Here is a 13,991-nt window from a genome sequence, read left to right on the forward strand (position 1 = left end):
TTGCGTAAATTAAAACTAAAAACCTGTGGAATAATTAGCAGCTAAAAAAGAATTTTTCAGCTTGCGAATCATATTTAATTCTGTATATCTGCAATATTGTAAATAATAGTAGCTATTACAGAATTAGAAGGCAAAAATCACATTTAACTGAGGAATTAATTATGCCACTAGTTTCAACATTTGAATTAGTTGTCAAGAGAATTGCTCCCATAGATAACTTAGGTGCTTTACCCCCAGCTATTGCAAAAAAACTCGAAGAAGTTGCGCGTCGAGTTGTTCAAGGTTACTTTTTAACCATTGCTAATACTACTAATTCTGTTGCCGTATTAAGGCTGGAATTTATAACCACAACACCAGATTTAAATTTAGATGACACGGTTATAGCATTGGATATTACAGGAAAGAATGAATTTGGTGATTTGAAAAAAGTACCAAGTGATCCTAGAAAATTTACCTTCGATTTTAAGATTCCGGCTCACGATACGGGATTAGTTACCTTACTACCTGATCTTGGTAATCTAGATTTTTTAAAAGGAGGAAAAGATTTAGAACTCCGTGGCTATGTGAAAATCTCTAGATTGGCTTTGAGAGGCCCTACTTATGAGTTATTAGTGACTCCTGAGCAACGGGGGACTTTCTTACCTAATGATCTCAATGATAGGATTCCTGATTTTGATCAAATCGCTTACAATGTTCCCACAGCTAGTGGTGGCAGTTTTATTAGTTTAAAATCTCTATTTGTGTCAGACAAGTTTGTTAAGTCTCCACTAAGCGATAATTCTCCGGCTACAAATGATGAACAAGAGTTATTAAACTTAATGTTTGAACGCATTGAAAATCTAGAGTTGGCAGAACTGCTTGATCAAGAATAAAACCTTTAGAAGGTATATACCCGACTTCTCTAGAGAAGTTCGCGGATAAGTAAGATTTTACCAAAATATAAGCTAACTAAATATTTAAGTCAGGAGGGTGGCTTCCTGGCTTAGATATACTCTTCAGCTATTTAGCTTCATATCAAGTCTCTGATTGTTGTTATTAATCAATACAACAATAATATCTTGTCGTACAAATACCTAACCAGAAAGATTATGAAATCAAAAATGAAATTTAGACCAGTTTCTCACAGTTGGGTAGCGCTACATCCCCAACCTAAAGGAGTCATCCAATTTATTGGGGGTGCTTTTTTCGGTACTTTTGTTCCTATGCTGTTTTATCGATATTTATTGAAAAGTTTATTTGACCAGCAGTATACCATCGTTATTCTTCCCTTCAATTTTACTTTTAATCATTATGCAGAAGCCGGATTTCTCATCAGAGAACAATATGAAATTATTCCCGAAATTGTCAGAATAGCTCAACTGTTAAACTATGACTATCAAGCTTATTTAAATGATGCTAATTTTTCATGGATAGGACATAGCATTGGCTGTAAATACATTTCTCTCTTAGAAGGGTTTACTGCTCTGCCTACCGAGACGAAAGAATTAGCACAATTCATTCGCCAGTTGGTTTTAGAAACATCGCCTACATCAAATATTCAAAAGAATGAGCAAAAAATCACCAATATACTGAGGGACTTAGAAATATTAATTAATGATGTTCGGCAAAAACGGGACAAAACTATTGAATTGGTGAAATATTACCTCAATCAAAATATTGATTCTGAGCAACCAGGTTTAGATAATACAAAAGTTACCATTAACAGTCTTTTTATTAAAGGACAGGCATCTATATTATTAGCTCCTGTAAATACAGGTCTTGATAGTGCTATTCAACCTAAGTTTTTAGCTGAATTCATGACTCGGCTTGGTTTTGATGTCAAACCAACACCGCAAGAAACTTATGCTTTAATTAAAAATAGTAATTTATTTAATTTGCTGGGTCTATTGCGCTTTAAGTCAGATAATCTGGCTCGTGATACTTCTAATTGGTTTATTCATACTTTGAAAAAACCACCGCAAGACTTTTGGCAAGAATTACCAGGTGGACATTTACGCCCTCTAGGTATACAAATAGGCAATTTTGTGCTTAATTTTCCTGATACATTATCAATTCCGGTGATTGAACTAACTCAGAAACGCACCGCCGGATTTGAATCTCATCTGATTAAATTGCTGAAAACTCTGAATTAACTGGGTTTAGGGAACACCAAAAATTAATTCCCCAAAAATTGTCAGGTGGGTATAGCTCAGGGGGTATGCCTCCGCTAAAGCGATCGCGTCACCCATCATAAACTGAAGGGATAATGGTGGGTTAAGGACTATCGTCCTAACCCACCCTACAACTCAGCACTTTGCTACACCTAAAAATACCTGTAAAGTGAAAGTTGTAGCTGTGGGTTTTTCTTCTTTGCACAGTTTCAAACTTTAATAATAATGAGATAGACCGCAAAACAGAAGGAAAGATGATTACACCAATGCGTGTTTTTGTGCTAATATTCAACGCTAACACAGAAAATGAGGGCATTCACTCAATTCGGGTGGCAGATACTTCGTCATCGCAGTCAGGGGCTGTACGCAATAAAATTTTGATGTTTGAGTCAGAAGATGACGCTCTGCGCTTTGCCCTGTTACTGGAAGCTCAGGATTTCCCTACCCCTACAGTGGAAATGCTCGATGCTGAGGAAATTAAGGGGTTTTGTGAAAGTGCTGGGTATGAATGGGAAATTGTTCCGGCCAACAGCGATTTAATTTTACCTCCAGAACTGAATTTGGAAAATACTGACTGGCAAGGTGATGCTCAAGCAGAGGATAATGATGACGATAGCTATCGATCTAACCAAGTGCCACCAGCTGCACCAGAAATGTCTGATTCTGAATTAGAAAATATGCGGCGCAAATTTGAAGGGTTGTTGTGATGTGATGGGGAAATAGGGAATGGGGAATGGGGGAAAATATCCAGCTATTTAGTAAACTATGCCAAATTTACAGGAACGGGGCTATCTTTTAACTGAACAGGTAAATCCTGATAGTCTTAACTTAGACCAACTCAGCTCTGTTGAGTTGGTGGATTTGTTTAATCGTGAAGATGAAAAAGCCGTGGCGGCGGTGGCGGCGGCTCAACTCCAGTTGGCTGAAGCGATTGATGTGGCCGCAGAACGTTTGAGCCAGGGAGGACGTTTATTTTATGTGGGTGCGGGGACAAGTGGCAGGTTAGGGGTGTTAGACGCGTCTGAATGTCCACCTACTTTCTGCACACCCCCGGAGTTGGTACAGGGAATTATTGCTGGTGGTGCTGGTGCATTGGTACGCAGTTCTGAAGATTTAGAAGACCGGACTGAAGATGGGGAAGCGGCGATCGCCCAACGACAGATTACGCAGTTAGATGTAGTAGTGGGAATCACTGCCGGGGGGACAACTCCTTTTGTCCACGGAGCGCTCAATGCCTCTCGTCAAAGGGGTGCTAAAACTATTTTTATGGCTTGCGTACCTAAAGAACAGGTGCGCTGTGATGCTGATGTTGATATTCGCTTGTTAACTGGGCCAGAAATCCTGGCTGGTTCAACTCGCTTAAAAGCTGGTACAGCCACAAAGCTAGCTTTAAATATCCTTTCCACTGGGGTGATGGTGAAGCTGGGCAAAGTTTACGGCAATCGCATGGTAGATGTGGCGGTGACAAATCAAAAGTTACGCGATCGCGCTTTGCAGATGTTGCAAGACTTAACAGGTTTGAGTCGGGAAGCTGCTGGTTTTTTACTCGAACGCAGTGGGAAGTGGGTGAAGCTGGCGTTGCTGATGCACTGGACTGGTTTAGATCAGGAAGCAGGCGATCGCTTACTTGCAGAACACCAAGGCAATCTCAGAATAGCTGTTGCTACTTACAAAAATTACAAACAACTTTGAGAATTTGTAATTACTATTTAAGGTTAATTGGCTAATAATCAATTAACCTTTATTAATCTTTGGAAATAGATATATTGTCTGAATATTTTTTATTTAATAGATAGTAGTTATGAAAAATTATGGATTTTCCATCTACCTAAATATAGGTGAATAAGCGAGTAAATGATAACTATTATTGGTTGTAAATTCACAATACAACCATTCATTTTTATACAAGGAGTATAAGCATGATTAATAGCCATCAATTACAAGAAATTCAAAAACATATCCCTCTAATAGGAGATATAAATAATAAAAATCCATTGGCATATCAAGCAACCCGTGGAGCGGTTGAGATAGTGAACACCCTCCAAATGGCTATAGGAGAGGCTTACATTAACGGATTAGAAATTCCTGACTCAACTCTGCAAACACTTTTTGATACTTGTATGCCTGTTTTCTTTCAATATTTTCCTTCGCTTTTAGTACCCTATGAATGGGTATTGAAAGAAACCGATCATCTTGCGGAAGGGTCAAGGGATTTAATGAAACTTCAGTATGATTTGCCTCAAGCCATGCTGAATCAAATGTTAGGTGAAGGAAAACTAATTTATCCTAAGTACAGTATGGGATTATGGGAAAAAGGAGCATTAAACCTGGAACAATCACAGATAGATATGATCGATGATGTGATTGAGAAATTAGATATCCACGATGGAGACCATATATTAGATTTTGGTTGTGGTTGGGGATGTGTTCCCAATTATATTCTTGCTAAATTTCCCAATGTCAAGGTAACTGGACTGAATTTGAGCCACGAACAATGTCAATATATGCGCCAGAAGATGCAAGACCCTGAAAGCTATCTCAGTTCAGGCAGATTCATCTTGTCTGAAGGAGATTTAAATGATGCAGAATTTGAGACAAATTTTGACAAAATACTGTCTATTGGCGTTTGGGAGCATGTGGGTAATTTAACTAACTCCTTTCAAAAGTTAGCTTCTTTTCTCAAAGAGAATGGCAAGGTTTTTATTCATATTATTACAGTTCGTACCCCTAACAATATCTCTAGTGCTTACACGCATAAATACATTTTTCCCCACGGTAGATATTGGAACTATGATGCAATTCCTAGCCATAATAAAAATCTTAAAACCGTTAAGAGATGGTATCTTAATGGTTCTAACTACTCACAAACATTTGCTAACTGGTTAGATAATTTTGATAATAATCAAGAAACCATAAAGAACTTAAATTATGGCATGAATTATGCTAAATTCCGCCGATTATGGCGGTTTTATCTTATCTGGTTTATTAGCAATTTTGCTAGTTGTGATGGTGAATATAATGGGAATGGTCAATATTTAATGGTGCATACTTAAGAAGAAGTTTTAAAAGCTACGCTATGGGTGACTAGAGCTACTACACAGGCCAAGTCCGCGGAGGCGGACTAACGAAGAATTAAGATTTTTAACCCGCGCAGGTGGGTTTTGTCTGTATAACTGCGACTTCTAGTCGCTAGTAATAAATTAGACCTTATAAACATCCTCTAAGAAGGACGCTTCTGCTTTGAATGCGATCGCTAAGATCAGAACTTAGACAAAACTATTGACAAAGCCGGGAAGATACGCATATCTTCAAGGTTTGATGTTTCAAAGTGCTAAATTGCAATTAAAATCAGTAATCTATGGCTAGACTATCCCACGAGTTACAACGCTATTTTTTTGATGAAGACCGCACTGCACACGTAACTTTGGCAGAGATTCTGCTGCTAGCCAAGGAACGAGTTTTTGGGTTTTTGCTGGTTATTTTGTCTCTTCCGTCCGCTTTACCAGTTCCTGCACCTGGATACTCGACTCCTTTTGGAATTCTGATTTTTTTGCTGGCTATACAGCTGATTGTTGGGGCTAACATTCCCTGGCTACCCCAAAAAATGCTCAATCATCCCATTAAGCTAGAAACAGTCCAGAAATTTTTGAAGGCGGGAAATCCTTGGTTGCAAAAGATTGAAGCGATCGCTCGGCCACGTTTGACCTATATTTGTACTACTCTACCAGGTAAACTCACCATTGGGATTGCGATCGCCTTAATGGCCATTTCCATGATCATTCCCATTCCCGGAACCAATACCCTCCCAGCCATCGGAGTTTTCGTGACTAGCTTTGGTTTACTTGAAGATGATGGTGCGATTAGCTTAGGAGGTTTAGTTATCTGTTTAATCGGGGGGATTTCCAGTATTTCTATTTTAGTTGCAGTGATTTGGGGTGGTTCTAGTCTGCTGGATTTACTCAAGACTTGGCTGGGGCGTTAATCTCCAAAAATACCCCTAGAGGCGTATGGCATAAAATTACTAACAGTAGATAATACTGCCATGACTGCCTTAAACATTAACCTGCGTTTATTTCTGGAAAACCTGCTGTTTTTCTTCTCCGTAACATCTTTTTTGATTGTGGTGGGTTGGGCGTGGAAACACGCAAAACCCTACAGGATTCCAGAACCGTTGCCGAGATGGTTTAAACTGTGGTTTAGCACCGTGCAAATACTGGGAGTATTCCTACCTTTGCTGGTAATGGTTTTATGGGGTGTATTGTGGAGCTATACCTCTGTACTAGCAGTAATTGCTTGGTACTTTGTCATGTTAGGGTTACAAATCCTCTCCGAAAGCATCTCAGTCAAACTTTTTCACAGTGTCGTTTGGGTAATGGTTCCCTATTTGTATGTGCCTTACCGCATCTGGCAAATGTATGAAGGTTTGACAATATTAGGTTCTGCCAAGCAACTCTGGTGGGTGCAAAATTTGTTAATTTTAGAAATTATTCTCTGGACTGGTAACTATGCCTTAAATGTATCACAGCTACCCAGATTGTTGGGCTGGGAATTAAACCAAAACTCAGACGTAAACCTCAATTAACCGTCAAAAACTCACTCGGCATTACTGATCTAGTCATAAAATTTATGACCTGAAATTGTGTTCCAATTATCTAACTTTGAACAGCCCTATATATATCATTGAAACTTTCGATACTTATTGTCTTAAGTCTAGCTTTATCTTTATGTTAATTAACCTAAAATTGTCACAAAATATCAGAAAAAATAAAAATTAATCAAAGTGCTAAACCTGAAAAAATACTTGCATTTCAGATCGAATTCAGTTAAAGTAAAATTATTAGTCTAAAAAATACTTTAGATATATAGCAAAGTGCTAAGTGCTGTAAAGCCCTGCGGTCATGGCTGCGAGTTGTTAGTATCAAACCAAGTTGATTTAAGGCTTTCAATAATCAACAATGTCCTAAACTTCTTGGCGGTTGCTATATCTAACTTTCAGTGGCTTAGATGAGGTGAAAGGACAACATCAGCTTCAGAAACAAGAACAATACTGATTATGTTTTGTTACTAAGCCTATTGATAAAATTCATCTGCCGAAAGTAATCTTACTTTCAGCTTGATGTCTTATTTTTTCCTTATTAATTGAGAATTTTTTGCAATATGTATTTCTTTTTTGATATATTAAAAATAAGTAGTGTCATAGAAACCTTAAACAGCCATGAGACTAACAAAGCCGTTTTCGTAGATGATTATAGGCAAAGATCAGGATTGTTTCTTGTTCAGGACTGGCTGAGTTTAATTTCGGGAAATAAGTTCAGACAAACTCAGTTTCAGCTAGGACAATTTTTTGTCTCCCTAGATAAAAAACAATACAAAACTCTGCTTGAAATCACTTTAATATCTCTCTTGCGATTAGTGAACTCTAATCTGGAGATTTTATTAATCAGAAAGACGTTTATTAAAAATGATGTTATAAAGTGGCTACCTGCTTTTCACTAGTAAATGCAGATTATTCTCGTTTATTTCTCAGGGTTGAAGTTTCGTAGCCAAAATTACATTAGCTTTGTATCAAAGCCTTCTGTCCATAAAATTCATTAATGAGTAAATTTCGATGAATACTTTTTTTTGTTCTGACCATGCGCGAGAAGTAGGAGAAGATATTATTAGTAGTGCGACAAATTACGACACATATATTTTGGTTGAATGTCCTCAACCCTGGGCTTATGATGCTTTTCAATCTAAATGGGTACCTAATAATTTACAGCTTTTAGTAGAAGAAGTCCGCCGTGCTAAATTATCTGTGAGATTTCTGTTAATTGCTAATAATTATTCTCATAAAGTAGACTACACAACCCTGTTGATATATCGCAAACAAGAGGGTTTGAGTCATGGATACCAAAAATACGAGTTCAAGTTACCACATATTGAACAAGTAGCAGGAGTAGTAAAAAAATGTTTATGGGGCAAAATACCCGAACATGAAATAGAGACAAATATCACCAGAGATATTTTAGTCTGTACCCACGGTAGCCATGATCAATGTTGTGCTAGATATGGTAGTCCTTTTTATTTTCAAGCTGGCGCTATTATTGCTGATTTAGAATTGGATGATGTGCGAATTTGGAAATCCAGCCATTTTGGTGGACATCGATTTGCACCAACAGCGATAGATTTACCAGATGGTAGATATTATGGTGTTCTCAATCAAGAATCATTTCGGTCAATTTTGACCCGTACAGGTGATATCCAAGGTTTGAGAAAAGTGTATAGAGGCTGGGGAATTCTACCGACTGCGGTGCAAATATTAGAAAGAGAACTGATGCTGCACCACGGATGGAATTGGTTTAATTATAAAGTGGCGGGGAAAATCATTCAGCAAAGTTTAGATAACGATACTATATTAGCTGAGTTAAGTGTTGAAGAACCCTGTGGTTCTCTATCTATTTATCAAGCAAAACTTGTGAAAGATACAACCAAGACACTGGAAATAAAAGGTTCTTGTAATGCCAAAGATAGTTCCGTGTTTGTCAAATATGCTGTAGAAAGTATCGGGCTTGTCTGTAATAAAGTGGCAACTTGCAGTAGTTAAATATTAATAAACATCATCATCCCAGAGGTTGCTATCTACCAAAACAAGCCCTCAAATATTTAACAACAACCTCAGCGTTACTTGGCGTTACCTTCGCACCCCTCTACGTTGAAAAATTCGATATTTTCACACAAAGCTGTACTTAAGAACCCAACATTTGCAAATTATGTAAAGTCGCATATAGTCCCCCTTGCTGTAACAATTGGTCATGGCTACCTTGTTCTATTAATTCACCTCGCTTCAACACAAAAATTCGATTGACATTGCGGATTGTAGACAAGCGGTGAGCAATAATAATAGCTGTACGCTTCACCAAGACTTGGTTTAATGCCTCTTGCACTAAAGTTTCTGTACTTACATCTAAACTAGCAGTAGCTTCATCCAGTACCAAAATTTGTGGGTTACGAATGGCGGCACGGGCAAAGGCTAAAAGTTGCTTTTGACCACTAGAAATATTAGTCCCCCGTTGCCGCAGTTGAGTATCGTAGCCTTGGGGTAAATTTTCAATAAACTCAGCTACATTGGTTTTACTAGCAGCTTGTTGAATTTCCTCCAAGGTGTAATGGTCGCCTAAAGTAATATTGCTTTTGACATCACCAGCAAACAAGAAGCCTTCTTGCAAAATTACTGCCATATAGCGGCGTAAATCTGACTGTGGTAACTCCCGGATATCTACACCATCTACTAGAATGCGTCCTTGGGTTGGTTCATAAAGACGACACAAAAGCCGAATAATCGAACTTTTGCCTGCACCGGTGGGACCGACTAAGGCGATTTTTTCACCGGGATGAATTACAAAGTCTAAGTCTTTAATCACATAATCATCGTCTTTGTAGGCAAACCAGACGTGTTCAAACCGAATTTCTCCTAATTCTGGAGTCGGATCGAACTCTTGGGATTCCATACTATGAACTATTTCGTCTATATAGCCGAGACTGGAATCAAATATGGAAAAGCGAGGATTACTACCATCGCGGATTTCTATGGGTTCATCTAAAATGTCGGTAATGCGTTCAATAGCAGTAAAACCTGCTTGAATGACGGTGAATTTTTCGGCAAAATCTCTTAAAGGGTCAAATAATCGCTGGGCATATAAGATAAAGGCAGCTAATACCCCAAAGGTGAGGGCTTGATCTAAAAGTAACCACCCACCTAGTAAAAGTACTCCAGCGATCGCAATTAGTCCGATCCATTCCAAAGTGGCGGAAACAGCCGAATCATAAAGAATGGTTTGATCTACTTGGTTGGTGTAGCGTTGGTTGGCGTGGCGAAACAAGTTAGCATTAAAACTTTCTCGTCGAAATAATTGCACGATGTTCATCCCAACTACATTTTCTTGTAGCTGGGAATTTAAGCCAGAAAGTTCTTCTCGTGCTTTGTAATTGGCTTTGCGGTACTGTTGCTGAAAGTAAATAATCAACCAAGTAATGGGCAGTAGCATCACTAGCAGTAAGCAAGCAAGTTTCCACTCAATGGAAAGCATGATCCCGATGATCACCAGCATGGTCAACACATTGGAGACAATGCCAATCGCCCCAGTAGAAAAGACATCTCCCAATACTTCTACATCGCTGGTCAGTCGAGTAATTATTTTACCTATGGGTGTACGGTCAAAAAAACGCACCGCTAAAGATGTGACATGATGAAATAAATCTTGGCGAATTGCAGCCGTGATTTTTTGCCCTAGCTTTTGTAGTAGATAACCCTGAACACCAGTTAGTATCAGTCTAATCACAATGGCAATCAGGATTAATACTTGCAGGATATTTAACCCTTGCGGCAAGGGAAAATTCCTGAGAAATTGATATGTGTTGGGTTCATCGCGAATCAGAGAAATCACCTGTCCAATCAGCAGTGGTTGGACTGCGTTGGCTAATGCTATTGGTATCAGTAGCACTAGTGCCAGTGTCAGCAGTTTGCCACTGCGACGGGCGTAAGGCAATAGACGTAAAAATAACCGCCAATCGCTGCTATTCGCGCGGTTGTTGGTATCGGATTTGTTTAAAGATTGGTAGCTGCTCATAATAAGAGCATTATATTAATTTTTTCAACAGGAGAAACACGTTTTTTTAATGTAGCAAAGTAGGGAATGGGGAATATTAAAGGCTACAACCTAAACTATCGCTAATTTCAGCAAAACTGATGAGTTTTATTTGTTCAGGGTTGGAGATAAACTGTTTAGCGGCGATTAATCCGGCGATACTCCAAGTTTGATACAATCTGGCTTCTCTACCAATGAGACGACCATTTTTACCATCGTAATATTCAGGATATTTATCGGCAATTAACCGCTTTTCCACAATGGCGATCGCCTTCTGCGCTAATTCTACACGACCAACTTTTTGAGCAGCTGCCACAAATAACCACAGTAAAACCGGCCAGTTACCGCCATTATGATAAGACCAAGCGGTATTTTTGGGGTCACAGCCGGTAGTCATCCGCCACTCTGCACCTTCTAAGGCGGGATAACAGATTTTAACAGGCATATAACCCATTAAATCGTGCCAGCGTTCAGCAAATAAATTCATGATGCTTTCAGATTCAGCATCGCTGGCTAAGGATGCCAAAATGGCCATGAGATTTCCTAAAGCAAAAAAACGAAAATCCATTCTTCCAGGGCCAAGATTCCCGGCTAAATAGCCTCCTTCTTCAGGTAGCCACTCGGTTAACCAATGGGGAATTGATTCTGGGTAAATATTGAACTTATTGGCAACTTCTTTACCAAACTCGTCACCTTTATAGCGATAAATTTCGCTCAATCGCTGGAGGTCGATCCAATAATAGTTGCGGACGTGAAATTTCAAAGCGCCCAATCGCCCATTTACTTTACTGATGTAGCTATCACTATCTTCATTTGGTAACAGCAATTCACGGGAAGCAATGAGGGCAGCGTAAAATAATACTTGTATTTCCAGTGGATGTTCGTAGACTCCCATGCGGCGGTCAATCATAAATGCGCCATCGGGAACCAAGATTGTCGGGTACATGGAAAACCGATGCACCAAACACAGATCCAAAATTAGCTTGATTCCTTCCTGAAATTCTGGTTGACGTGCTAGTTCCACATCGCCTGTAGCTTTTTCATAAGCCCGGAGGAGGATAATCCACCACATACAAGAGTCTATAGGAGGAACACGAGCGATCGCCTGTTCTCCAAAATCAGCTACTAAAAATTCTTCATCACCCTCGTGTTCTACTTTAAAACTAGCAGGCATTAATCCTGCACCGGGTTCAAAGCAGTCCATTTGCTTGTCATGACTTTGTAATTTCAGTGTTTGTACTAAGAAGTTACGGACGATTTCTGGTTTACCCGCCATGAGAAACACCAAAGCCGAAGGGACAAAATCACGAAAAAAGCACTGATCATAGTTGAGTGCGTCTAATTCCGGATCATGGGCGGCTATTGTACCAATGGGTTGACCTTGGTAATAAATTATCGATTCTTCCAGCAGCTTCCAGGCTTGTGTATCTAGCAGGTCGTTCTTGTCAATTGCGCGAGTCATACAATTTTGGATTTGGGATGTTAGATGTTGGATTGATCCGACGGATAAATCCAGACTTCAGCAGTCGAGGAAACGCTATCAAGAGCGATCGCACTCACTACCGAGCATATCACTGCCAGAATTCTTAGACATTTGAGCAGAAAGCAAACTCTGATTTGATATTCCAACGCTGACCGTCATGTAGCAGCAGCGTTAACTTCTCAGCAGCAAAATCAAAATTTAACGAACGCTGGACAAATTCTGGCCAAGCAAGTCTAAAGTTTTGCTTTGTTAAATCCCGAAACGCTACAGTCAGATGGGGTGTAAAGGGGCGAGTTTGAGATGTTTTATCCACTATTTCTAAATTACTTTCGACATAAGCCATTAAATCAGCTTGCAATGTCAAAAGTTCTTGACTTTTAACTACATTTATGTATATAACACGGGGAGGAAAAGCTGCATAACCGTTGAGTGTGATTGGGATTGGCTGTTGTTGATTAGCAAACTCTTTCAGGGATGCTTCTAGCTGTGGAATGTTAGCATCTGACCATTCAAACGGGGGTTGCAAGGTAATATGAGGCGGTGACTTTTGCGCCCCACGGCTGGCATAATGATCAGCGAAGTGCTGTTTAATCTCGTTGGCGTAATCCTGAATATGCTGTGGTGGTAAAAGGGCGATAAAAAAACGGCTCATTTTAGTTGATGTTGAACAGCGAAGCCTCAAGAATATTACAAATATATATGTATAGTTAAGTAGCTCAAACTTAAAAAACGTAATATCCAGATCCCCGACTTCTTTGAGAAGTCGGGGATCTATAGCGTCAAGGTTTTATGTTTAATTAGGTTGACCTACTTACTAAAAATTGAGAGGTGTCCAGATAAATGCCCTTATTTGTCAAAATTGAAGCAGGTAAAGTCGATAAACCAATTTTTGACCAATACGTACCCGCCCACAAAGCCTATGTTGAAGATTTGATTGCCAAAGGACACAAAGCCAGAACAGGCTATTGGGCAGAAGACAGGGGCGGAATGTTGATATTTGAGGCGGCTTCTAGGGATGAAGCTGAAGCAATTGTAGCTCTTGATCCATTAGTGCAGAACGATTGTGTGAGTTATCAGCTTTATGAATGGAAAATTGTTATGGAGTAACACACACTTACAGAGTTTTCATGTTATACTCATGTCTAGACCTGGATCTACGCGACTGTAACGCCCAAATCTTGTCAGAACCGGAAGGTAGCAGCAATACGGGATGCTTATAGTAGGCGTAGTCTCCGGGTCGCCCTATTTTGTTAGGAGCGTTCAGCAGCAATGCCTGGTTTTGGAGATATTGTTCAAAAAGCTTTTTACCTCGGTGTTGGGTTAGCTTCTTACGCAGGTGAGAAAGCAGGAGGAAAGTTGGGCGAACTGCGATCGCAAGTCCAAAAACTGGCGGATGAAATGGTGGCGAAGGGCGAAATGAACACAGAAGAAGCCCGCCGTTTTGTCGAAGATATGATGAAACAAGCTCAACAGCCGCCAAAACCTAGTGAAACGCAGGATAAATCACCAGCTTCTGAACCCCGCCGCATTGAAATTTTAGAAGAAGATGAAACGGGAACTGTCAAAGATTCCCCAAAATCAGCAGAGTCTTCAGCAGATAATGTTGATAACTTGCGTGAACAAGTGTTAAAACTGCAAAGAGAACTACAAGACCTGCAAAAAGATCAATAAGCAGTTAGCTGTGTGTCGATATAGCTTTATAATATACATTGCCCAGGATGTAGTACAGTG

General features: G+C 39.5%; 13 protein-coding genes and 1 other RNA gene. 11 read left to right on the forward strand and 3 right to left on the reverse strand.

The features are described 5' to 3' along the window. Positions 1-161: 161 nt before the first annotated feature. The 8 genes from ACM0OW_RS09000 to ACM0OW_RS09035 all read left to right on the forward strand — a co-directional run bounded on the left by ACM0OW_RS09000 (position 162) and on the right by ACM0OW_RS09035 (position 8,736). On the forward strand, positions 162-872 hold the full coding sequence (locus ACM0OW_RS09000) for a hypothetical protein (RefSeq protein ID WP_414549702.1): 711 nt from the start codon (positions 162-164) through the stop codon (positions 870-872). A gap of 228 nt (positions 873-1,100) precedes the next feature. Beyond that, a complete protein-coding gene (locus ACM0OW_RS09005) occupies positions 1,101-2,132 on the forward strand; it encodes a DUF1350 family protein (RefSeq protein ID WP_414549703.1) in 1,032 nt (343 codons plus the stop codon). Positions 2,133-2,404: 272 nt separating this feature from the next. Continuing rightward, positions 2,405-2,857, forward strand: coding sequence for a DUF3110 domain-containing protein (locus ACM0OW_RS09010; RefSeq protein ID WP_414549704.1), 453 nt, complete (start codon positions 2,405-2,407; stop codon positions 2,855-2,857). A gap of 58 nt (positions 2,858-2,915) precedes the next feature. Next, positions 2,916-3,842 (forward strand): N-acetylmuramic acid 6-phosphate etherase, encoded by a 927-nt coding sequence (gene murQ, locus ACM0OW_RS09015; protein ID WP_414549705.1) that lies wholly within the window; start codon positions 2,916-2,918, stop codon positions 3,840-3,842. A gap of 227 nt (positions 3,843-4,069) precedes the next feature. Further along, the gene (locus tag ACM0OW_RS09020; protein WP_414549706.1) at positions 4,070-5,203 is read left to right on the forward strand and encodes an SAM-dependent methyltransferase; all 1,134 of its coding nucleotides are present in this window, start codon (positions 4,070-4,072) and stop codon (positions 5,201-5,203) included. 305 nt (positions 5,204-5,508) lie between these two features. After that, a complete protein-coding gene (locus ACM0OW_RS09025; protein WP_414549707.1) occupies positions 5,509-6,132 on the forward strand; it encodes an exopolysaccharide biosynthesis protein in 624 nt (207 codons plus the stop codon). Positions 6,133-6,192: 60 nt separating this feature from the next. Further along, the gene (locus tag ACM0OW_RS09030; protein ID WP_414549708.1) at positions 6,193-6,732 is read left to right on the forward strand and encodes a hypothetical protein; all 540 of its coding nucleotides are present in this window, start codon (positions 6,193-6,195) and stop codon (positions 6,730-6,732) included. A 1,026-nt stretch (positions 6,733-7,758) separates the two neighbouring features. Further along, positions 7,759-8,736 (forward strand): sucrase ferredoxin, encoded by a 978-nt coding sequence (locus tag ACM0OW_RS09035; protein ID WP_414549709.1) that lies wholly within the window; start codon positions 7,759-7,761, stop codon positions 8,734-8,736. 142 nt (positions 8,737-8,878) lie between these two features. Here the strand turns inward: ACM0OW_RS09035 and ACM0OW_RS09040 are convergent, their stop codons facing one another. The 3 genes from ACM0OW_RS09040 to ACM0OW_RS09050 all read right to left on the reverse strand — a co-directional run bounded on the left by ACM0OW_RS09040 (position 8,879) and on the right by ACM0OW_RS09050 (position 12,912). Beyond that, entirely contained in the window at positions 8,879-10,759 is a 1,881-nt protein-coding gene (locus ACM0OW_RS09040) for an ABC transporter ATP-binding protein (RefSeq protein ID WP_414549710.1), read from the reverse strand. 76 nt (positions 10,760-10,835) lie between these two features. After that, the gene (locus ACM0OW_RS09045; protein ID WP_414549711.1) at positions 10,836-12,239 is read right to left on the reverse strand and encodes a glycoside hydrolase 100 family protein; all 1,404 of its coding nucleotides are present in this window, start codon (positions 12,237-12,239) and stop codon (positions 10,836-10,838) included. A 124-nt stretch (positions 12,240-12,363) separates the two neighbouring features. Continuing rightward, positions 12,364-12,912 carry a 2'-5' RNA ligase family protein gene (locus tag ACM0OW_RS09050; protein ID WP_414549712.1) on the reverse strand — a complete coding sequence of 183 codons (549 nt, stop codon included), beginning with the start codon at positions 12,910-12,912 and terminating at the stop codon, positions 12,364-12,366. Between the two features lie 188 nt (positions 12,913-13,100). Here ACM0OW_RS09050 and ACM0OW_RS09055 point away from each other — a divergent pair, with 188 nt between their 5' ends. The 3 genes from ACM0OW_RS09055 to ACM0OW_RS09065 all read left to right on the forward strand — a co-directional run bounded on the left by ACM0OW_RS09055 (position 13,101) and on the right by ACM0OW_RS09065 (position 13,931). Next, positions 13,101-13,367, forward strand: a complete 267-nt coding sequence (locus ACM0OW_RS09055; protein WP_414549713.1) for a YciI family protein — start codon at positions 13,101-13,103, stop codon at positions 13,365-13,367. Between the two features lie 38 nt (positions 13,368-13,405). Further along, positions 13,406-13,502, forward strand: an RNA gene (ffs, locus tag ACM0OW_RS09060) — signal recognition particle sRNA small type. Between the two features lie 27 nt (positions 13,503-13,529). Continuing rightward, positions 13,530-13,931 carry a phasin family protein gene (locus tag ACM0OW_RS09065; RefSeq protein WP_414549714.1) on the forward strand — a complete coding sequence of 134 codons (402 nt, stop codon included), beginning with the start codon at positions 13,530-13,532 and terminating at the stop codon, positions 13,929-13,931. Positions 13,932-13,991 lie beyond the last annotated feature (60 nt).

Source organism: Anabaena sp. CCY 0017, assembly GCF_963920885.1.
Taxonomy (GTDB): Bacteria; Cyanobacteriota; Cyanobacteriia; order Cyanobacteriales; family Nostocaceae; genus Nodularia.